The sequence below is a fragment of the Streptomyces sp. NRRL S-455 genome, assembly GCF_000717875.1.
Classification (GTDB): domain Bacteria; phylum Actinomycetota; class Actinomycetes; order Streptomycetales; family Streptomycetaceae; genus Streptomyces.
Map to the genome: position 1 here is coordinate 145,616 of NZ_JOCT01000009.1, position 20,704 is coordinate 166,319.

A 20,704-nucleotide genomic window follows, 5' to 3' on the forward strand; every position below is an offset into this window, starting at 1 on the left:
GACATCGCGAGGGGACACGGACGTGGGGAGAACTGAGGGCCGCGGAGGCCGCCGGCGAGGCGGGGGCACGGCTGCGTTGGCTGTCGCCACGGTGCTGCTTCCGCTCGTCGCGGGGTGTGGCGGGGACCATGACGACGCCAAGGCCGGGGCCAAGGGCGCTCAGGCGACCGCCGGACAGCAGGGCGGGAGCAAGAACGCAGACCGGAGGAGCGGGGACTTCCCGGACAGGGGTGTCATCGTCACCGCCTCGTGTTCCGTGCCCGCGAGCAATCCGGCCAGCGTGACGGTCACGGGCTGGGATCCGACAACGTGGAAACGGACCGTCTCCCGGACCTTCACCGTCCCGGCCGAGGCCGTGGTCGCGGAGGCCGACGACGTCGGCTCCCCGCTCGTGGAGCTGTGCGCTGACAACTTCCCTGGTGTCAGCGCGTCCGAGGACGGGCCGCGGGCCGTCGCCGCCACCCAGCTGCGGCAACTCTTCGACAAGGACTTCTCCCGGATGGCCGTCGTCCTCATCGATCGAGAGACCGAGGCGACAGGGGTGGGCTACGTCGACACCAGCGGCAAGCTGACCAAGCTGTCCGGTGAACAGAGCGACGACTTCGGAGACACGCCCAAAGAGGAGAACGCCGTCTTCGCCCAGAACGGCAGTGCTGTCTGGTTCACCGAGACCGACTCCTCGGATCATGTGCGGATCGCCAGCCGTTCCGTCGCGGGAGATCACGCGGTGACCGAACGGGTGGGCGGTGATGGCGATTACATGGACGGGGCCAACCTCGCGCTCGCTGGTGACCCGGCGCGCGGACTCTTCGGCAAGGAAGTCCGGATCAGTCCCGACGGGCGCAAGGCGACGGCCTTCATCACCTGGCGGGGCTTCAACGTGGCCGACGTACCACAGCGCGGTGCGCTGCTCAAGGTCGGCGGTGTGAAGGCAACCAGCATGCCCTACGAGGCCGACTGCTACCCCTACGGCTGGGTCGACGACAGGACCGTGCTGTGCGGCCCCCGAAGCGGCGAGGCCGAAGACCCGAAGCGGAAGAACTCCTTCTGGACGCTGGACACGTCTCGGCTCGACGGCACGGCCGACCTCCCGAAGGGTGCCCTGGGTGATCCGATCATCCCGGCGACGGATCGGAAGAACACCGTGCGGGCCATTTCGCGGGACGGAAAGCAGCTGATCTTCGCCTCGCTCCAGGGCAGCCGGCTCGAGTTCTTCATCTCCGCCATCGCTCCCGGCGCGACCCCGAAGAAGATCGCTGCAGGGGACGCGGACAGGGCGCTGAGCGTGGGGCACGTCCTGGAGTGGCGGTAGAGGCCGACGCTTACGGCGGGAGCCCGCGTCCGCAAGGACAAGCTGCGCTTCGACACGGCCACCGTCTCGTCGTAAGTCCACACAACTCACGATGAGGCCGACGAGGCGGGAACCTCGCGGCCGTCTCGGCTGTTCGGGGGACGCGCGGGTCCTCACGGCGCCTTTCCCGCACCGCAGTGGCATCACTGACGGAACGAAAGGAGACGTGATGCCGCTCTACCTGTCGAGGTTCAGTTACACCCCGGAGACCTGGGCGAGGCTGACCGATCACCCTGAGGACCGTGCCCGAGCCGCTCAGTCGTACATCGAGTCCGTCGGCGGGAAGCTCCACGGGTTCTGGTATGCCTTCGGCACGCACGATGGCTACAACCTGTGGGAGGCCCCGGACAACGTGTCCATGGCCGCGGTTGCGCTGGCGATCAGCGGAGGCGGTGCGCTCAGCTCGTTCGAGACGACGGTTCTCCTGACCGTCGATGAAACGATGGAGGCTCTGCGGACAGCGGGGCAAGTCCAGTACCGGGCCCCTGGCGCCTAGTGGTCCAGATCGCCGCGGCAGCCGCACCGCAGTCATCCGGCTGCGGTGCGGCTGCAGGCGGGCTCCGCGGCTTTCGGTGATGCGTGAGCACAACGGCTGGCCGATCGGTGATCGGCTGGCACGGTCAAGCCAAAAGCTGCTGGTCAGATACGGTGACGGAATGACCGAGAGCCTGCCTGCCGAAGTAGCGGACGTGCTCGCGGCGGTCCTGAACGCGGACAATCCGGTCCATGCCGCGCTCCGAAGGCAGGTTCCGCACCTCAGCGTGCGAGCGCGCTGCGCATGCGGGTGCGGAACCGCCTACTTCGAACTCGACACCAGCGAGGCGGAGCCCGCACCCACTGGCCCCAGCACTGTCGTGGCGGCCGAAGCGCAGCTCGTCACCGAGGCCGGCGAATGCCCCGGTGAGGTCCTGGTCTTCACGCAAGGCGGCTACCTGTCGTGGCTGGAAGTCTGTTCATGGAGCGACAACGTCCAGGTGACCCTGGCCGCCGCGCGCCGCTGGCTGCAGACACCCACTTGATCTCGAACGGCCAGAGTCCAGCGGTCTGCACGCCGACCGTGGCGTCGCCTCGCAAGGCAAGCTCTGATCTTGCTCAAAGGCTCTGCACGCTTTGCTCACCAAGGTCATAAGTTCATTTCGACCACCGGGGCGTACAACGCCTCACACAAGTGAACATGAAACACGGGGAATTTCGCATGACCACCAGTACCAGGCCGCGCAGCGTATTCCAGCGCACCAGCGCCATGATCGTTGCTGCGGTGACTGCCGGTGCTCTCTTCGCCACCGCGACCGGTGCCCATGCTGCGGAGCCGATATCGCAGACCAGCGTCAGCACCACAATGGCCGCAGACGACTCGGGCTTCACGCCCGAGGAGCAGGAGCAGGCCGCTGTACTCGCGCAGAGCGTGGCTGAACTCGGCGTGACCGAGGAGCAGTTCGCCGCTGCGCTGGACATAGCCCTGACCCGCCCCGCCCCGGACGCAGAGGCCTTCCGTACGCGTCTGGCCGCACTGCCTGCCAAGCCGACGGCCGAACAATTGGTGCAGGCCGCGTACCCCGGCGATGCCGAGGCCCGGGCCGCGCTGCTGCCCGTCTTCGCCAACGCAGAAGTGCGCGAATCCGCCCTCGCCCAGCTCACCGGCGGCACGGGTAGCCAGAAGGCCACCACCTTCGGGTTGTGGGACAAGACGAAGTTCGTCGTCAAGTGCGGGGCCGCCGTCGCGGCAGTCCTGATCAGTTTCGCGCCGGCCGGCTCCAGCATCAAGGTCGTCCGCGCGGTCGCGCTGTTCAAGAAGTACGGCGCGAAGAAGACCGCCAACATCATCTGGCGCTTCGTGAACGGCAAGCACGTCGGCTCCAAGGAGCGCGAGGCGGTCAAGGCGTTCATCGGTATCTCCGCCATCTCCCAGGCATGCGGCAAGTGAGGTGATGTCATGACGATCGAGCACGTTGCGGTGATCGCCCTTGTCGTCGAGGTGGCGATCATGGTGCTGGCACGGTTCGGCACCGAGCGCCGTCACTGGGACCACCACAAGCGGCGCGGTCCCGCTCCGATGAAGAGGGATGACATCACGCTCGTGTCGGGGGTCCTGTACGCCCTCGCCGCCGCAGCGATGGTGGCCGGTGCACTGACAGCGCGAATCGAGTGGACCCTGTCCGCCGTCGGCACGTTCGCGCTGTTCGGCATCCTGCTGCCGGCGTTCGCCGCCAACTCCATCATGGTCATGGCGACGCGAGGTCGTCCCGAAGCGGTCACCTGGTGGCAGCGCGGGATCGCCTGTGCGGTCGCCGCAGGTGGTGGCCTGGCGTCGGTCGGCCTCGTCGGCTGACGGACTCCGGTCGAGTGCACACAGGTGAGAGGCCCCGGAGAGCCCGGGGCCTCTGGCGTAGCGTCATGACGAGCACCAAGGCACGTACCACCGCACTGATCATGCCCGTCGGCCAGGCGGCCCAGAACGAGGCAAAGGTGCTGGCTGCTGAAGGGCGCACCGCCAAAGCCATCCGTCGCCTGCGTAAGGATTCGGGCCTCGGGCTGGACGCGGCCCCCGTGGCGTTGGACCTGCTCGCGCAGGGGCACACCCTGCCCACCACGTACGGCCAAGCGTTGGATGCCCTACGGCACCTCGATGCCTCACTGGTCGCAGAGATGACCCACCTTCTCAGCAGCGGCGATCGCGACTCCGCGATCAGACTGCTCAGGGAGCGGACCGACATCGATCTTGCCGGGGGCTACCACGTCGTCACGGAGTTGAGCGGCCAACTCGATACGCGGTAACTGCGCGTGGCAGGCCCGCCGTCCGGCGGGACGACCTGCCGAGCCTCCATACCCTCGCCGTAGGCATCGACCGCGACCGCGACGCCGTCACCGCCGGCCTGACTCTGCCCCTTGGAGCTCAGGCGTCGTGGAAGGGCACGTCAACCGGATCAAGAAGCAAGAGTTCTGCAGCCGAGGCGGGGGATTGACCCGGGGTTCGCCCTCACCATCGGGATCGGTCAACTGCGAGGTGATCCGCTCACTCAACCCCGCATCACAGAACCTGAGCCAGAACCCGAGTTTGGACAGCGCCGGTCCCGCGTGTGACTTCGCTCGGGGCCCCCGAGCCAGTGCTGGTGGCGGAGCTCCGCGACCACCAGCACCGTCGCTGGGGATGGGCATGCACCTCGGGCCCTGACGACAGGTCAGCAGCGCCGGTTACCAGGTAGTGCCGGCGGGCTCCTCGATGGTGGTGTTGATGCGGTTGAAGAAGTTGGTGAAGCTGATCATCAGGATGATCGCGGAGAGCTGCCCCTCGTTGAAGTGGTCTGCGGCCTCGTTCCACACCTCGTCGGGGACGGCCTTGCCGGAGCGGTCGGCGATCCGGGTGGCGGCTTCGGTCAGGGCCAGGGCCGCGCGCTCCTCGTCGGTGAAGAACGGCGCCTCGCGCCAGGCGGCCACGGCGTGCAGGCGTTCGTCGCTCTCGCCGTGCTTCTTGGCGCCCGCCACGCCGGCGAACACGCAGGCGCTGCAGCCGTTGATCTGGCTGGCCCGCAGGTGGACCAGCTCCATGACCTGCGGGGAGACGCCGCCCTGGTACATGGCCTTGATGATGTTCTGGATGCCCTTCATAGCGTCCGGCAGGACCAGGGCGGGGTTCTTCATTCGGGCAGTGGGGGTGATCGCGGCGTTCATCTGATGCTCTCCTGGTGATCCGTTAGCGTCTGTCACTGGACCGACGGATCCGGACGCGGGGGTGTGACAGGTGAGCGAGAACATTCTTCTGGCCGACCGTTTCGAGGCGGAGCGGCCCGGGCTTCGGGCGGTGGCCTACCGGATGCTGGGGTCGCTCGCCGAGGCGGAGGACGCCGTCCAGGAGGCGTGGTTCAAGCTCAGCCGCACCGATGTGAGCGACGTGAAGAACCTGGGGGCCTGGCTCACCACGGTCGTGGGCCGGATATGCCTGGACATGCTGCGCTCGCGTACCTCGCGACGCGAGGATCCGCTGCCTGAGCAGGACTGGGCGATCCGGATGCCGGACCCGGTGGTCACCCAGCTTGCCCGCGTCGACCCCGAGCGGGAGATCCTGCTCGGGGATTCGGTGGGTATCGCACTCATGATCGTGCTGGAGACCCTCTCCCCTGCCGAGCGACTCGCCTTCGTCCTGCACGACATGTTCGACGTGCCCTTCGACGACATCGCCCCCATCCTCGGCCGGACGACGGTCTCCACCCGGCAGCTCGCCAGCCGCGCCCGCCGCCGGGTTCAGGGTGCCGCCCCGGCGGCCGACACGGACCTCGCCCGGAAGCGCGATGTCGTGGACGCGTTCCTGACTGCCTCCCGCGGCGGCGACTTCGAGGCGCTACTGGCCGTCCTGGACCCCGACGTGGTCGCGCGCTCCGACGGCGGCACGCTCGTCCCGAGCATCCTGCGGCGCGGCGCGGCCGACGTGGCATCCCAGGCCATCACCTTCGCCCGCTTCGCGGCGGACGCACGCCTCGTCCTGGTCAACGGCACACCCGGTGTTGTCTCGTTCGCCGAGGGCCGACCACTGTCCGTCATGTCGTTCACCATCCGGGACGGCCGCATCACCGGACTCGACATCCTCAGCGATCCTGACCGTCTGACCACGCTCCGCCTGACCGCCTGACCGATGCCAGCCACCCCCGGCAAGCGGCCGCTGCCCATGCATGCCGTCGAATGGTCGACAGGGCCTGCCATGGGTGATGAGGACTCTTGAAATCGGCCAGAGCCGCTCATCCTCCCCACTTGATCCGGTTCTGGACGGTCTGGAGAGGGGATTCGGGAACAGCGTGGAACGAGTCGGCGGTGTGGCGGGTGGCGTCATTCCAGCCACTGACACCCCGCGCCTCAGGCGGCTTCGGCCTGGAGCCGTCCGGACTGGATGGCGTCGACCAGGGCCTGGTGGTCCTTCTCGTTCTGGTCGGCGTACAGCTCGGCGAAGGTCTCCAGCGCACGGTCGAAGGGCTCGCCAGCGCCCAGGTAGGCGGCGATCGCGATGCGGTCTCCGGAGCGGGCGTGGGCGCGGGCCAGGGTGGCACCGCACAGCCGGCCGAACAGGGCCATCCGCTTCGGCGACATGTTCTCGGCCACGGCGATGCCCTTCCAGTCCCGCAACTGGCGTATGTAGAAGTCCCGTTGCCTGCCGTCGATGCCCGTGACGCGCTCCCAGCCCAGGAAGATGTCGCTGGTGGCCTGCATGAGCCGCTGGCCGGCGACGACCCGCTCGCCCTGTGTGCGGAAGGCGGTGTCGCCGGCAAAGGGCGCCAGAACCGACTCGTCGGCCTCCTTGGCCTGGAGGAACAGAGGATCCTCGTCGTCCTTGCCGAGCATCAGGATGATCCAGCAGCGCGTTCCCACACTGCCCACGCCGACCACTTTGCGGGCGACGTCCGCGAGGCGGTAGTGCTCCAGCAGGAACCGGCGGTCCGTCTGCAGGGTCCGGCCGTAGCGGCCGATCAGGCGGCTGATCTCCTTCTCCAGCCCGCCGCGTTCCCTGTCCGGCAGCAGGTCCTGGAGCCGGACCAGCAGCGGTGGATCGGGAGCGATCTGGCGCCTTCCGTCGATGACGTGCGTGAGCTTGTCGAAGACCTGCAGCGTGTCATGAGCACGGGCCCGCTCCCGGGTGCGTGTCAGGCGATCGCGCTGCCCGGAGCTCAGCATCGGGGCGAACTGCTGGTGCAGCTCGTCCATGTCGATGCGGCTGTACCAGACCTCGAGATTGCCCATTCCGGCGAAGGCCCGCATGCGCTCGCGGTAGGACCGTACGGTCGCCCGCACCACCGACGCGCGCTCCTTGGCACTGAAGCCGTTCGCCCGGCCCGCGATGACGAAGCTGGCCGCCAGCCGTTTCACGTCCCATTCCCACGGTCCGGGCAGCGTCTCGTCGAAGTCGTTGATGTCGAACATCAGGTGGCGTTCCGGCGAGGCCAGCAGCCGGAAGTTCAGCATGTGCGCGTCGCCGCAGCACTGGACCCGGAACCCGCTGCGCGGTGTCTCCGCGAGGTCGGCGGCCATGATGGCGGCGGCCCCGCGGTAGAAGCGGAACGGCGCCTCGCTCATCCTGCCGTAGCGGATCGGTACGAGTTCCGGAACCCGCGTCGCGGACTGCTTCTCGATGATCTCCACCGGGTCCGTGCGCTTCGGCGGGGGCGCGAACTCGGCGTGGCTGGACCGGGGTACGAGGGCGCGTGCGGCTTTGCCCCGGGCGGCCCGCTCCTTCGGAGTGAGGTCCCGGACGCCGGCGCCGGAAAGGCGGTTCTCGCTCATCGCAGATGCTCCACTATGGGTTGGCCGGCGCTGCGCGGGGCGCGGGTCAGTGGAGGACCTTCTCCTTGGCCCGGCGGTACTCCTCGTCGGTGATGTCGCCCCTGGCGCGGATCTCGGAGAGCTTGGCGAGTTCGTCCGCCTTGCTGGTGCCCGCGCCGCCCGCGGTCTCGCGGATGTACCGCTCCGCCTGCTCCTGCTGGGCTTGGGCGTGGCGTTGTTCGCGCTTGCCCATGTCCTTGCCCCGGGCGATGACGTAGACGAAGACGCCCAGGAAGGGGAGGACGATGGTGAAGACGAGCCATCCGGTCTTGGCCCATCCGCTCAGGTCGTCGTCACGGAAGATGTCCACGACGACGCGGAAGAGCAGAACGAACCACATGATCCACAGGAAGAACCACATGACCGCCCAGAACGCCCCCAGAACGGGAAAGTCGTAGGCCAGGTTCACGCTGCTGCTCATTGCTTCTCCTCTGGGTGCTGGCCGCCAGGAGCCCGGCGGCCCGCCCGCGAGTCCCACGTGAAGCCGAGCGCGGGCGCGGCGTGGGCGTGGTGTGGTGTTCCTTCCAGGAGAGCCGGGCCTGCCGCGTACCGCCTCACCCGGAGGGGGTGACCGGCCGGCCGGGGGCGGAGGTGGCTCGGAGGGCTGACCGCGTCTCGTCCGTACGGCCCACCCGGGTGTGCCGTCTCGCTGTTCGGCTGCGGAAATGGAGGCAGGCCGACCCCCAGGACCCCTGGAGCCTCTGTGACCAGCTCGCCCGAGCCGCCCGAGCCCGACGCAGCCAGGGCGGGGGACGCGCGTGACGCGGCGGGGAGTGGGCGCCGGTACGGCTCGGCGTCCGCGCGGATCGCCCGGAGCACCGCCTCGGCTGTGCTCATCGTGCTCACCTGCATCCTGGTGCCAGTCGCCCTGCTCACGGTCTGGGTGCACGGCATCGTCCTGGACACCGACCGGTATGTGTCGACGGTGTCGCCGCTCGCCTCGGACCCGGCGATCGAGGACGCGGCGGTCGAGCGCGTCACCCGTGCCGTCGGCGTTCGGGTGGACGGCAGCCAGGTCACGTCGGACATCGCCGCCTGGCTGCGGTCCCAGGGGCTGCCGCCACGCGCCGCGGACGCATTGAAAGGGCTGGGCCCGCAGCTCGACTCCGTGATCAATGACACGGTCGAGCAGGTGGCCACGCGCTTCGTGCGGAGCGACCGCTTCGAGCAGATCTGGACGAACGCCAACCGGACCGCCCACGCCGCGGTCGTGGACGCGCTCACCGGCGAGGGCAAAGGCGCCGTGGGCGTGAACGGCGGGACGGTCACCCTCGACCTCGGCGTAGCCGTCGACCAGGTCAGACAGACGCTCGTGGACGCCGGCCTGTCCCCGGCCGAGAAGATCCCCGATGTCGACGAGCAACTGGTGCTCTTCCAGTCCGACCAGCTGGAGAAGATCCGTACGGGCGCCCGTCTGCTGGACACGATCGGGAACTGGCTTCCTCTGATCGTCGTCGTGATCGGCGCGTGCGGGGTGCTGCTGGCCCACCGGCGCCGCCGGGCCCTCGCCCGTACGGCTCTCGGCGCGGCCTTCGCGTGCCTGGTCGTGGCCATCGTCCTGGTCGTCGCCCGCCGCTACTACCTGGACCACCTCCCGCCCCAGGTGCTGTCGGAGGCCGCCGCGGCAGCCGTCTTCGACACGCTCCTGCGATTTTTGAGGGTCAGCCTGCGCACGGCGATCGTGCTCGGTGTCGTCATCGCGCTCGGCGCCTACCTGACCGGCCCGGGAAGGCTGCCGCGAGCCGTCCGGGGCACATCCGAGCGCGCCGCGGACTCCGCGGCACAGTGGGCGTACGGCCACCACGTCCGCACCGGCCGGGTGGGCATCTGGGCCCAGGCCCACCGCCGGTGGATCACCGTGGCCGCCCTGCTGATCGTGGTCCTGGTCTTCGCGCTCTGGAACCACCCCACGGCTCTGACCATCCTGCTGCTGGTCCTCGTTCTGCTGGCCGTGCTCGCGCTGCTCGCCCTCCTCGCCGCCTCCGGCCGCGCCACCGCCGTCGACACCGAGAGGGTGGCACCACACCGCCCGGGGAGCGGCGAGTGACGTCCTTCAGCAGGTGCGCTCGCGGCGAGGTTCCCGGACCTGGCCGTCGGGTTCGCCGCGGGCCCGCCGACGGCCGGGGACGACCGCCGTCACTCACCTGTCCCGGGTGATGCGGAACCGCACCGGAGGGCCCCACAGTGGGGGGTCACCCTGCCGCAGCGGCAGTACCGCGGGCCTCCGCGCCGGGGGCGACGCCACTGCGGCCTGGTTCCGGATACCAGGAAGGTGGTAGCCCGATGTGCCGGTGGCTCGCCTACACAGGAACGCCCGTACTGCTCGACACCGTGCTCTACAAACCGGCCCACTCGCTGATCGACCAGAGCCTGCACTCCCGGATGGGCGTCGAGACGACCAACGGCGACGGGTTCGGCGTCGGCTGGTACACACCGGACGACGGCATCCCCGCGGTCTTCCGGGACATCGGCCCGGCATGGAGCAACCGCAATCTGCGGGAGATCGCCGACCACGTCCGCTCTCCGCTCTTCTTCGCTCACATCCGGGCCTCGACCGGTACCCCGGTGCAGCAGACCAACTGCCACCCGTTCCGCCACGGCCGCTGGATGTGGATGCACAACGGCGGGATCACCGACTTCCACCAGGTACGGCGTGATCTCGCCCTGGCGGTCGACCCGGAACTCTTCCCCGACATCGAGGGATCGACGGACTCCGAGATGATGTTCTACCTGGCACTCACCTTCGGTCTGGAGCAGGACCCGCCGGGTGCCGTCGCCCGCATGGTCGGCACGGTGGAACGGACCGGTCGTCAGCACGGGGTGGAGTTCCCGTTGCAGATGACGGTCGCCGTGACCGACGGGCAGCAGATGTGGGCCTTCCGCTACTCCAGTCAGGGGGCCTCCCGCTCGCTGTTCTACAGCACCCAGGTGGAGGCGCTGCGAGCACTCCACCCCGACCTGGCGTTCCTGCGGGAGGCGTCCGACGAGACCCGCCTCATCGTGTCCGAGCCGCTGGGCGATCTGCCCGGTGCCTGGAACGAGGTTCCCGAGAGCAGCTACGGCGTGGTGCGGCCCGGAGGCGACGACCTGCTTCCGTTCACCCCGCAACCCGTGTAGGGCGAGGACGGCCCGCTTCCGCCCTCATACGGCTACGACCCGGTCGAACCGGGCTGGGTCTTCGGGATCCGCGAGGTGAAGAACATCGCGAGGAGCGCGGCGAAGGCGAGGATGGCGACCGAGGCGCGCAGACCGTCGATCCGGGCATCGTTGTTCGCGTCGAGTGCCGCCTGAGCCACCTCCTCGCTGGTGCCCGCCTCGTCGAGCGCGGACTCGAGCTGGGCGTCCGACAGGAACGGCACGCCGCTTTCGAGTTCGACCGTCGCCTTGTTCTTGACCTCGGCCGGGATCGCCGGATTCTCCTCCACGCTGGTGAGGAAGGACGTCGTCATCGTGGCGATCAGGATCGACCCGGCGAGAGCCGTACCGATCGAGGCACCCAGGTTGGTGACGGAGTTCTGGACGCCGCCCACTTCCGCACTCTGTGTTTCCGGCACCGCGGACACGGTGACCGACCCGAGCTGGGAGGCCAGCGCGCCCATGCCCAGCCCGATCAGCAGCATGGGGATGGTGACGATCTCCGCACCGGCGTCCGCGTCGAGCGCGGCCATCAGCACCACCGCGCCCGCGAGCAGCGCGAGGATCCCGAGCCGCACCACCCGCCGGGGTGAGACGTCCGGGAGGTAACGGGGGATCAGGATGGCGGCCGCCAGCAGTGTCACGGAGAGCGGCAGGAGGCGAGCACCGGTCTTGAGGGCGGACAGGCCCAGGGCGACCGACAGATAGAGCGGTACGAGGAAGAACACGCCCATCTGCACGAGGTACTGGAAGAAGAACATCGTCAGTCCGCCGGTGAGCTGCCTGTTGTGCAGCATGGCCGGGTCGACGAGTGGCTCCCTGTGCCGCTCCACCATGCGGGCCTCCCAGTGGAGGAAGAGCCAGACCAGCGCGAGGCCGGCCATCATCAGCCACACGACCAGCGAGATCCCGAGCCACGAGGGCGCGTCGGGCTTCGGCCGGAACCAGCCCCATTCGTCCGAGCGGAGCACGCCGTAGACGAAGATCCCGAGACCGAGCGCGGACAGCACGGCGCCGACGAGGTCGATGCGAGGGCGTTCGCCGACCGGAGCGTCGGCGATACGGCGGGCGAGCACCAGGATGCCGAGCACCACCAGGACCTCTCCGGCGAAGACCCACCGCCAGGAGAAGTAGGTCGTCGCGATACCCCCGATGAGCGGCCCGACCGCGATCGCCACGGCCCCCGCGGCCGCGACCAGACCGTAGGCGGCGGGACGGCGTTCCGTGGCGAAGTTGCCGGCCACGAGCGCCACGATCGCGGGCATGATGAGTGCCGCCCCGATCCCCTCGAGGAACGACCAGCCGATCAGCAGCACGGCCAGGTTCGGTGCGAGCGCCGTGGTGAGGGAACCGCAGCCGTAGATGACGCACCCGATCATGAACGCGCGTTTGCGGCCGATCAGCGCCCCCGTCTTGCCGCCGGGGATCATGAACATCGCCATCACGAGGGTGTAGGCCGTGATGGCGCCCTGGACACCCGTCACCGTCGTGCCCACGTCCTCGGCCACCGTCGCGATCGAGACGTTCATGACCGAGCTGTCCAGCGCCATCAGAAACTGACCGGCCGCGAGCGTCAGCAGGACGATTCGCGCCTTTGGCGTACTCTTGGCGGCTTCCGTCCCAGGTGCCATGCGCGCATCGTCCCAGTTGCCCCGGAGTGTGGACTCCGACCCGCCCCGGAGATCGACCGGTTGGCGGAGCCCCGTGGGTGGGAGTCCTCGTCGCGAGCTCCACGGCGCAGAAGGCGCTCCTCCACCTCAAGGCGGAGGGCTCATCCGGGCTGAGGTCGGCCTCGGGTCGTTCGTGGCCGAGCAGTCGCCGAAGGCCGACGCGGCAGAGGACGCGTAGCAGGAGGGCGCCGAGACCGCCCGGTCGCCGGTCTCAGTCCGTGCGGCAGTGCTCCTCCAAGTAGTCCGCCGCCAGCGCGCTCGCCCGGGTGAACCAGTCCGCCAGGACCGCGATCTCGTCAGGGGAGTAGTCCGCGAAGAGCCCGGTGAGGCGGGCGTAGTACGGCTCGTAGACCTCTCGGACGCGGGCGACCGCGTCGGGCTGGGCGGCTACCCGGATGCGGCGGCGGTCGGCCGGGTCGGGGCGGCGGGTGATGTAGCCGGCGCGTTCCAGGCGGTTGAGGATGCCGGTGACCGCGCCCGTGGTGACGTGGACCCGGGCTGCCAGGTCGCCGGCCGTCGGGAGGTTCTCACCGGCCTGGATGACGTAGGCGAAGCAGGTGAGGTCGGTCACACTGAGGCCCACCTGTTGGGCGATCTCGTGCTGTCCGACCAGGTGGGTGGCGATGAGGTGGTCCATCGCCGACAGGGCCTGCTCGGGGGTGGCGGCCGGGCGGGGCTTGCCTTGCATTCCCGAATCCCTTAGTTCGTGAGATGTTTGGGCTGTAAATGTCTTAGTCGACGAGGGGTTCGGGACCAGTTTCCATGAGCCCTGGTGTCAGGGGGTAGCACGTGAGCGCACATCAGTATGACCACGGGCACACGGTCGCCGGGTGGGTCGGATGCGGGATCGCGAGCATCGGGGCCGCTCTGGTGGGGGCGGGGGTGTGTTTCGTCTCCGGTGTGCTGATCGGCGGCGGGCTCGCGATCGGGGTGGTCGCCCTGCTCGTCACCTGGGCGCTGCATCTGGCCGGTTGGGGGAAGGGGCCGGGGGTCCGGCCTCGGGACGAGTGGGGGTGGCGGGTGCGGGACTCGGGCGCGTCGGCGGGGCATGACGGGTGCCTCGGGTGCCGACTGGCCGGGCGCAGGCGGGCCGGGCGTGTGACGGAGGTGGCTCTGCCGGTCCGCGGGGACGCGGGAGGGGAGCCGGAGGTCGCCGCTGCCGTGGGTGCCGACTCCGTGCGCTGACCCATCGGGACGCCGTTGTCACTGACGCCGTCAGTGGCGCCGTTGTCAGTGGTGCCCTCTACTCTCGGCAGAGATGGCACAGGCATGGAAGTGCTCGGGGCTGCGGTGGGCGGCGGGCGGTCCCGAGCTGGTGTGGGACGGGGGGCGGCGCTCCGCGCTGACCTGGGGGAAACGCGTGGCCTTCGGGGTCGCGGAAGGGGGCGGGCGGACATGTGTGGGGGCCCGGGGGCATGGGTGTCCGGTGGGGGCGGCCGTGCCGGCGCGGAGTACGGGGGCGCGGTGCGAGGAGTGTGCGCGGCTGGACCGGGCGCACTCCGTGGCCGCCGACACGATCGCGGACGATCCACGGCCGTACCACGTATACCTGGCGTGGTTCGGGCCCGGCATGACCAAGGTCGGCATCACGGCCGAGGAGCGGGGGCCGGCCCGGCTGCTCGAGCAGGGGGCCGTGTGCTTCAGCTGGCTCGGTGTCGGGCCGCTCATGGCCGCGCGGCGCACGGAGGAGCTGTTGCGGGCAGCGCTGCGGGTGCCCGACCGGATTCCATACGCCGAGAAGCGGGCCGTGCGGGCCGTGTTGCCGGAGGCGGCGGCTGAGCGGGCCGGGGAGGTCGCCGAGTTGCACGCGCGGGCGGTGGCGCTCGGCGGATGGCCGGAGTCGCTCGTGCGGGAGCCCCTGCGGGTTGTCGATCACGTCGAGGTGTTCGGGCTGGCCGGGTTGCCCGTCGCCGTCGGGGAGGTGAGCGAGCTCGTCGCCGGTGGGGCCGTGAGTGGGGAACTGGTGGCCGCCGCGGGACCCGACCTGCATCTGGTGACCGGGGGAGGAGTCGTCGTGCTGGATACGCGGCTGATGACGGGGTGGGGGCTGGTGCCCGACGCGGGCGGTGAACTGACCGTTCCCGTGAGGGGGTTCAGGGAGGCGCTGGGCGTGCAGGACGGGCTGTTCTGACCTGCCCGCGAGGGCCCGTGGCCTTCCCCGGCCGTCCCTGGGAAACACCTGTGTGTTTCTCAGGAGAATCACAGGTTGTCGAAAGGACGCTCTCAGAGGTCCCCGACATCGTGTTCACCATGACCACGACCTCGCCCCAGGGGCGCACCGAACTGCTGAGGCCGGACGGGAGCCCCGTCCGAGTGCTTGTGGTGGACGACGAGCTGTCGATCACGGAGCTGCTGTCCATGGCCCTTCGCTACGAGGGGTGGCAGATCCGGAGTGCGGGGGACGGCCAGGGGGCCGTCCAGGCCGCGCGCGATTTCCGGCCCGACGCCGTCGTGCTGGACATGATGCTGCCCGACATGGACGGGCTGGCGGTGCTCGGGCGGCTGCGCCGTGAACTGCCGGACGTGCCGGTGCTCTTCCTCACCGCCAAGGACGCCGTCGAGGACCGGATCGCCGGGCTGACGGCGGGCGGGGACGACTACGTCACCAAGCCGTTCAGCCTGGAGGAGGTCGTCGCGCGGCTGCGCGGGCTGATACGGCGGTCCGGCGCGGCCGACCGCCGCTCCGAGTCCATGCTCGTCGTAGGCGACCTCACCCTCGACGAGGACAGTCACGAGGTCACCCGGGGCGGCGACAACATCCACCTCACCGCGACCGAGTTCGAGCTGCTGCGGTTCCTGATGCGCAATCCGCGGCGGGTGCTCAGCAAGGCGCAGATCCTCGACCGCGTGTGGTCGTACGACTTCGGCGGGCAGGCCAACGTCGTCGAGCTGTACATCTCGTACCTGCGGCGGAAGATCGACGCCGGGCGGGAGCCGATGATCCACACGCGGCGCGGTGCCGGTTACCTGATCAAGCCCGCGGCGTCATGAGCGGGCGGCGGCGGCCGCGTGCGCAGCGGGGAGCGGGCGGGCAGTCGCGAGCGGGGAAGCCGCGCACTCTGCGGGCGCGGCTCGTCGTCGCGTCCGTGGCGCTGATCGCCGTGGTGTGCGCGGTGATCGGGACGGTGACGACGCTGGCGCTGCGGTCGCATCTGTACGAGCAGTTGGACGGACAGGTCGAGGACAGCGGCAAGCGGCTGTCGGGACCCATGAGACCCGGCGGCTTGAACGACGCCGACGTGCCGGACAGGATCACGGGCTTCGTCAGCGGGCCGGCGCAGCCGGGAACGATTGCCGCCGAGGTCGACGTCGACGGCACGATCGCCACGGCGGCCTTCGCCAAGGACTCCAGGGAGAACGGCCCCTTTCGGAACTCCGCCGTCAGTCTCACCGACGAGCAGAAGGCCGCACTAGCCGACGTGCCGGCCACGGGGACGCACACCGTCGACATTCCGGGTCTCGGCGAGTACCGCGTGCAGTACGTCGACGGGGACGACGGAGGCCACTATTACGTCGCCCTGCCCACCGCGTCGGTCAACGCCACCATCAACACCCTCATCCTCGTCGAGGTGAGCGTCACCGGCGCCGGACTGGTCGCCGCCGCCATCGCCGGCTCCGCCCTCATCGGCGTCGCCACCCGCCCCCTCCGCCGGGTCGCCGCCACCGCCACCCGGGTCTCCGAACTGCCCCTGCACACCGGCGAGGTGAACCTCAGCGAGCGTGTCCCCGACTCCGAGACCGACCCGCACACCGAGGTCGGTCAGGTCGGTGCCGCGCTCAACCGGATGCTCGACCACGTCCACGGTGCCCTGCACGCACGGCAGCAGAGCGAGACGCGGGTCAGGCAGTTCGTCGCCGACGCCAGCCATGAGCTGCGCACCCCGCTCGCCTCCATCCGCGGGTACGCCGAGCTGACCAGACGCGGCAGAGAGGACGTCGGGCCCGACACCCGGCACGCCCTCGGGCGGATCGAGTCCGAGGCGGGGCGTATGACCCTGCTCGTCGAGGACCTGCTGCTGCTCGCCCGGCTGGACGCCGGACGGCCCCTGCAGTTCGAGCGGACCGACCTCGTACCGCTCGTCATCGACACCGTCAGTGATGCCCGAGCCGCGGGCCAGGACCACGTCTGGCGGCTCGACCTGCCCGACGAGCCGGCGCTCGTGCCGGCGGACGCGGCCCGGCTGCAACAGGTCCTCGTCAACCTGCTGGGCAACGCGCGCAGCCACACCCCGCCCGGCACGACCGTCACCGCCCGCGTCCAGCGACGCGGGACCTGGCTGTGCGTGGACGTCGAGGACAACGGGCAGGGCATTCCGGCCGAGTTGCTCCCGCACGTCTTCGAACGGTTCGCGCGCGGCGACTCCGCACGCACCCGCACCACCGGCTCGACCGGACTCGGTCTCGCCATCGTGCAGGCCGTGGCGACCGCGCACGGCGGCGCCGTGACCGTCGACAGCGTGCCTGGGCGGACCGTGTTCACCGTGCACCTGCCCGCGCTGCCGCTCCAGCCGCAGCCGGACATGAGCCGGCAGCAGCACTCACAGGCACGCCACAGCGTCACCACACGGGCGGGACAGGGCGCCTGACGAAAGTCGGTCCCATGCGAACCGACTCTTCTCCCGGCACCCTGCCGGCGCGGGAGCACCTCCCGGCCGCACCAGCCGGAACGCCTGTCCTGGACGTAGTGGTCCCCGTCTACAACGAGGAGAAGGACCTCCAGCCGTGCGTCCGAAGACTGCACGAGCACCTCGCCCGCACCTTCCCGTACGCGTTCCGCATCACGATCGCGGACAACGCCTCCACGGACAGCACCCCCGGGGTCGCGGCGAGGCTGGCGGCGGAGATCCCCGAGGTGGCCGTCTTCCGGCTGGAGCAGAAGGGCCGGGGCCGGGCGCTGCGGGCCGTCTGGTCGGCCTCGGACGCCCCCGTCCTCGCCTATATGGACGTGGACCTGTCCACCGACCTCAACGCCCTGCTCCCGCTGGTGGCGCCGCTGATCTCCGGCCACTCGGACCTGGCGATCGGCTCCCGGCTCGCCCGCAGCTCGCGCGTGGTGCGCGGCCCCAAGCGGGAGTTCATCAGCCGGGCCTACAACCTCATCCTGCGCGGCTCGCTCCAGGCCCGTTTCTCCGACGCCCAGTGCGGGTTCAAGGCGATCCGCCGTGACGTGGCGCGGGTGCTGCTGCCGCTGATCGAGGACACCGGCTGGTTCTTCGACACCGAGATGCTGGTGCTCGCCGAGCGTGCCGGGCTCCGGATCCACGAGGTGCCGGTCGACTGGGTCGACGACCCCGACTCGACGGTGCACATCGTGAAGACCGCGACCGACGACCTCAAGGGCGTGTGGCGGGTGGGCAGGGCCCTGGCCACGGGTTCGCTTCCGCTGGACCGGCTCACCCGGCCGTTCGGTGACGACCCGCGCGACCGTGAGATCGAGGACGTACCGCGGGGCCTGGCCCGGCAGTTGGTCGGCTTCTGTGTCGTCGGCGGCCTGTCCACCCTCTTCTACCTGCTGCTCTACAGCGGCTTCCGCGTGTTCACCGGCTCCCAGGTCGCCAACGCCCTCGCCCTGCTGGTCTCGGCGGTCGCCAACACCGCCGCGAACCGGCGGCTCACCTTCGGGGTGCGCGGGCGTGCCGGGGCCGTGCGGCACCAGGCGCAGGGCCTGGTCGTCTTCGGGATCGGGCTCGCCCTGACCAGCGGTTCGCTCGCCGCCCTCAGCGCCGCCACGTCCGAGCCCGCGCACTCCACCGAACTGGCGGTCCTCATCGCCGCCAACCTCGCGGCCACCGTGCTGCGCTTCCTGCTCTTCCGGGCGTGGGTGTTCCCGGACCGGCGCGAGGCCGCCGCCACGGCGGGCGCCACATACCCCACCACCCAGTTCCGCGCCGGTGACGTCGCGGACGGCTCCTGGCCGGACGCCACCGTGCAGTTGCTGCCGGTGCGCCCGCACGACACCGATGTGAGGGACTTCCGATGACCGTCCACTACGACCGGCAGCTCACCGACCCGGACACCGCTCCCGAGTCCTGGACCCGGCCGACGGAGCCCGCGCCGGGGCCGCATGCCGGTGACCCCGAGCGGCCCTTCCCGCAGCGGCTGTGGCGCGGCCGGCCCGAGGACCCCCGCTGGGCGCGCCCCGCCTTCCTCGGTCTGCTGCTCGCCACCCTCGTCCTCTACCTCTGCAACCTGAGCGCCTCCGGCTACGCCAACTCCTTCTACTCGGCGGCCGTACAGGCCGGCAGCCAGTCCTGGAAGGCCTTCTTCTTCGGCTCGCTGGACGCGGCGGGCGCCATCACCGTCGACAAGCCCCCGGCCGCGCTGTGGCCGATGGCCCTGTCGGTGCGGCTCTTCGGGCTCAGCTCCTGGGCGATCCTGGTCCCCGAGGTCCTCATGGGCGTCGGCACGGTCGCCGTCGTGTACGCGGCCGTACGCCGCCGGTTCAGCCCCGGGGCCGGTCTGATCGCGGGCGCGGTGCTCGCGCTCACCCCCGTCGCGGCGCTGATGTTCCGGTTCAACAACCCGGACGCGATGCTGGCGCTGCTCATGGCCGTGGCCTGCTACTTCGTCATCCGGGGTCTCGAGGACGGCCGGACGAAGTGGCTGGTGTGGGCCGGAGTCGCGATCGGCTTCGCCTTCCTCGCCAAGACGCTCCAGGCCTTCCTGATCCTGCCGCCGCTGGCGCTCGTGTACGGCGTCTGCGCGCCGGTCCCGGTGAAGAAGCGGGTCGCTCAACTGGCCGCCGGTCTCACCGCGATCGTCGTCTCCGGCGGCTGGTGGGTGGCGATCGTCGAGCTGTGGCCCGCGTCCTCCCGCCCGTACGTCGGCGGCTCGCAGAACAACAGCTTCCTTGAACTGACCTTCGGCTACAACGGCCTGGGCCGCCTCAACGGCGACGAGACCGGCAGCGTCGGAGGCGGCGGCAGGGGCGGCAACGGCGGCGGCAACTGGGGCGAGACCGGCTGGGACCGGCTGTTCGGCGCCGGCATCGGCGGCCAGATCTCCTGGCTGATCCCGGCCGCGCTGATCCTGCTGGTCGCGGCCTTGGTGGCCACCCGCAGGGCCCGGCGCGCGTCGGTGACCCGGGGCTCGTTCCTCGTCTGGGGCGGTGCCCTGATCACGACCATGCTGGTCTTCAGCTACATGCAGGGCATCTTCCACGAGTACTACACGGTGGCGCTCGCCCCCTACATCGCGCCGCTGATCGGCATGGGCTCGGCGCTGCTCTGGGAGAAGCGCGACAAGGTGTGGGCGTCGCTGACGCTCGCGGCGGCGATGACGGCCACCGCGGCCTGGGGGTACGTCCTGCTCAACCGTTCCTCCGACTATCTGCCGTGGCTGAAGTGGCTCGTCCTGGTCGGCGGCCTCACGGCGGCCCTCGGGCTGGTCTTCGCCGGCCGGCTGGGGCGTCGGGCGTCCTTGGGGGCGGCGGCGCTCGGCCTCGTCGCGGCGCTGGCCGGTCCGGTCGCCTACACCCTCACCACGGTGAACGAGGGACACACCGGCTCGATCGTCACGGCGGGTCCCGCGGTCGCCGGCGGGCGCGCTTTCCCGGGCGGCGGTGGCGGCCCCGGTGGCCCCGGCGACGGCGGCTTCCCGGGTGATGGCCAGAACCAGCAGAACGGCAACGGCACCACCCAGGGCCGGCCGGGCAACGGCTTCCCCGGCGGCGGTTTCCCGGGCGGCGGTCAGAACCAGCCGGGCCAGGCCCCGCCGGGGCTGCAGGGCGGGAGCCGGCCGAACGGCGAGGGTGGCCGCATGGGCGGCGGTGGCGGCATGGGCGGTCTGCTCAACGGCGCCGGCGTCACCTCCGAGGCCAAGAAGCTGCTGGAGACCGACGCCGACCGGTACACGTGGGTCGCGGCGGCCATCGGCGCCCAGAACGCCGCGAGTTACCAGCTGTCCACCGGCGAGCCCGTGATGGCGATCGGCGGCTTCAACGGCACGGACCCCTCCCCGACCCTGGCCCAGTTCAAGCAGTACGTGGCCGACGGGAAGATCCACTACTTCATCGCGTCCGGTATGGGCGGTGGCGGGATGGGCGGCAGCGGCGACGGCGCGTCCTCCCGGATCACCTCCTGGGTCGAGGCAACCTTCAAGAAGGTGACCGTCGGGTCCTCCACCTTCTACGACCTCACGCAGAAGGCGAGCAGCTGACACATCCCTGAGCGGGGAGGGACGGTGGCCGGGAAGCCACCGTCCCTCCCCCTTATTCGTTGTACAGCGTATGGGGACTGTTCTACGG

General features: G+C 70.3%; 20 protein-coding genes and 1 pseudogene. 16 read left to right on the forward strand and 5 right to left on the reverse strand.

What is annotated here, in order from left to right; all coding sequences use genetic code 11:
- The first annotated feature begins 76 nt into the window (after window positions 1-76).
- The 7 genes and pseudogenes from IE97_RS0113760 to IE97_RS43745 form a co-directional block, all read left to right on the forward strand.
- A complete protein-coding gene (locus IE97_RS0113760) occupies window positions 77-1,312 on the forward strand; it encodes a hypothetical protein (RefSeq protein ID WP_030237744.1) in 1,236 nt (411 codons plus the stop codon).
- 208 nt (window positions 1,313-1,520) lie between these two features.
- On the forward strand, window positions 1,521-1,847 hold the full coding sequence (locus IE97_RS0113765) for a GYD domain-containing protein (protein ID WP_030237747.1): 327 nt from the start codon (window positions 1,521-1,523) through the stop codon (window positions 1,845-1,847).
- A 160-nt stretch (window positions 1,848-2,007) separates the two neighbouring features.
- Window positions 2,008-2,370, forward strand: coding sequence for a hypothetical protein (locus IE97_RS0113770; RefSeq protein ID WP_030237749.1), 363 nt, complete (start codon window positions 2,008-2,010; stop codon window positions 2,368-2,370).
- Between the two features lie 176 nt (window positions 2,371-2,546).
- Window positions 2,547-3,275, forward strand: coding sequence for a hypothetical protein (locus tag IE97_RS0113775; RefSeq protein ID WP_030237751.1), 729 nt, complete (start codon window positions 2,547-2,549; stop codon window positions 3,273-3,275).
- 9 nt (window positions 3,276-3,284) lie between these two features.
- Window positions 3,285-3,680, forward strand: coding sequence for a hypothetical protein (locus IE97_RS0113780; RefSeq protein ID WP_030237753.1), 396 nt, complete (start codon window positions 3,285-3,287; stop codon window positions 3,678-3,680).
- 65 nt (window positions 3,681-3,745) lie between these two features.
- On the forward strand, window positions 3,746-4,126 hold the full coding sequence (locus tag IE97_RS0113785) for a hypothetical protein (RefSeq protein ID WP_030237755.1): 381 nt from the start codon (window positions 3,746-3,748) through the stop codon (window positions 4,124-4,126).
- A gap of 17 nt (window positions 4,127-4,143) precedes the next feature.
- Window positions 4,144-4,307 (forward strand): annotated as a pseudogene (locus IE97_RS43745) (ISL3 family transposase); the annotation flags it as partial.
- Window positions 4,308-4,543: 236 nt separating this feature from the next.
- On the opposite strand, the gene IE97_RS0113790 reads toward IE97_RS43745, so the two are convergent.
- The gene (locus tag IE97_RS0113790; RefSeq protein WP_030237757.1) at window positions 4,544-5,020 is read right to left on the reverse strand and encodes a carboxymuconolactone decarboxylase family protein; all 477 of its coding nucleotides are present in this window, start codon (window positions 5,018-5,020) and stop codon (window positions 4,544-4,546) included.
- 70 nt (window positions 5,021-5,090) lie between these two features.
- Between IE97_RS0113790 and IE97_RS0113795 the strand changes: the two genes are divergently transcribed.
- Complete coding sequence (locus tag IE97_RS0113795; RefSeq protein WP_030237759.1) at window positions 5,091-5,975, forward strand: sigma-70 family RNA polymerase sigma factor; 885 nt, start codon at window positions 5,091-5,093, stop codon at window positions 5,973-5,975.
- Between the two features lie 221 nt (window positions 5,976-6,196).
- On the opposite strand, the gene IE97_RS0113800 is transcribed toward IE97_RS0113795, so the two are convergent.
- Both IE97_RS0113800 and IE97_RS0113805 read right to left on the reverse strand, forming a co-directional pair.
- Window positions 6,197-7,615 (reverse strand): DUF2252 domain-containing protein, encoded by a 1,419-nt coding sequence (locus tag IE97_RS0113800; protein ID WP_030237762.1) that lies wholly within the window; start codon window positions 7,613-7,615, stop codon window positions 6,197-6,199.
- A gap of 46 nt (window positions 7,616-7,661) precedes the next feature.
- Window positions 7,662-8,075, reverse strand: a complete 414-nt coding sequence (locus tag IE97_RS0113805) for an SHOCT domain-containing protein (RefSeq protein ID WP_030237765.1) — start codon at window positions 8,073-8,075, stop codon at window positions 7,662-7,664.
- A 282-nt stretch (window positions 8,076-8,357) separates the two neighbouring features.
- On the opposite strand from IE97_RS0113805, the gene IE97_RS0113810 reads away from it, so the two are divergent.
- Window positions 8,358-9,701, forward strand: a complete 1,344-nt coding sequence (locus IE97_RS0113810) for a hypothetical protein (protein ID WP_030237768.1) — start codon at window positions 8,358-8,360, stop codon at window positions 9,699-9,701.
- A 236-nt stretch (window positions 9,702-9,937) separates the two neighbouring features.
- Window positions 9,938-10,771, forward strand: a complete 834-nt coding sequence (locus IE97_RS0113815) for a class II glutamine amidotransferase (RefSeq protein ID WP_030237770.1) — start codon at window positions 9,938-9,940, stop codon at window positions 10,769-10,771.
- Window positions 10,772-10,803: 32 nt separating this feature from the next.
- Here IE97_RS0113815 and IE97_RS0113820 read toward each other — a convergent pair whose 3' ends face one another.
- Window positions 10,804-12,420, reverse strand: a complete 1,617-nt coding sequence (locus tag IE97_RS0113820) for an MFS transporter (protein ID WP_030237772.1) — start codon at window positions 12,418-12,420, stop codon at window positions 10,804-10,806.
- Between the two features lie 250 nt (window positions 12,421-12,670).
- The gene (locus tag IE97_RS0113825; RefSeq protein WP_030237775.1) at window positions 12,671-13,147 is read right to left on the reverse strand and encodes a MarR family winged helix-turn-helix transcriptional regulator; all 477 of its coding nucleotides are present in this window, start codon (window positions 13,145-13,147) and stop codon (window positions 12,671-12,673) included.
- 101 nt (window positions 13,148-13,248) lie between these two features.
- On the opposite strand from IE97_RS0113825, the gene IE97_RS0113830 reads away from it, so the two are divergent.
- The 6 genes from IE97_RS0113830 to IE97_RS0113855 all read left to right on the forward strand — a co-directional run bounded on the left by IE97_RS0113830 (window position 13,249) and on the right by IE97_RS0113855 (window position 20,616).
- On the forward strand, window positions 13,249-13,644 hold the full coding sequence (locus tag IE97_RS0113830; RefSeq protein ID WP_030237778.1) for an HGxxPAAW family protein: 396 nt from the start codon (window positions 13,249-13,251) through the stop codon (window positions 13,642-13,644).
- 73 nt (window positions 13,645-13,717) lie between these two features.
- Window positions 13,718-14,590 carry a DUF2797 domain-containing protein gene (locus tag IE97_RS0113835; RefSeq protein WP_030237781.1) on the forward strand — a complete coding sequence of 291 codons (873 nt, stop codon included), beginning with the start codon at window positions 13,718-13,720 and terminating at the stop codon, window positions 14,588-14,590.
- A 119-nt stretch (window positions 14,591-14,709) separates the two neighbouring features.
- A complete protein-coding gene (locus IE97_RS0113840) occupies window positions 14,710-15,450 on the forward strand; it encodes a response regulator transcription factor (RefSeq protein ID WP_030237783.1) in 741 nt (246 codons plus the stop codon).
- Entirely contained in the window at window positions 15,447-17,045 is a 1,599-nt protein-coding gene (locus IE97_RS0113845) for a sensor histidine kinase (protein WP_030237787.1), read from the forward strand. The genes IE97_RS0113840 and IE97_RS0113845 overlap by 4 nt, the downstream gene beginning before the upstream one ends.
- 14 nt (window positions 17,046-17,059) lie before the next feature.
- On the forward strand, window positions 17,060-18,439 hold the full coding sequence (locus tag IE97_RS0113850) for a bifunctional glycosyltransferase family 2/GtrA family protein (RefSeq protein WP_030237791.1): 1,380 nt from the start codon (window positions 17,060-17,062) through the stop codon (window positions 18,437-18,439).
- The gene (locus IE97_RS0113855; protein ID WP_030237793.1) at window positions 18,436-20,616 is read left to right on the forward strand and encodes an ArnT family glycosyltransferase; all 2,181 of its coding nucleotides are present in this window, start codon (window positions 18,436-18,438) and stop codon (window positions 20,614-20,616) included. The genes IE97_RS0113850 and IE97_RS0113855 overlap by 4 nt, the downstream gene beginning before the upstream one ends.
- The last annotated feature ends 88 nt before the right edge of the window (window positions 20,617-20,704 follow it).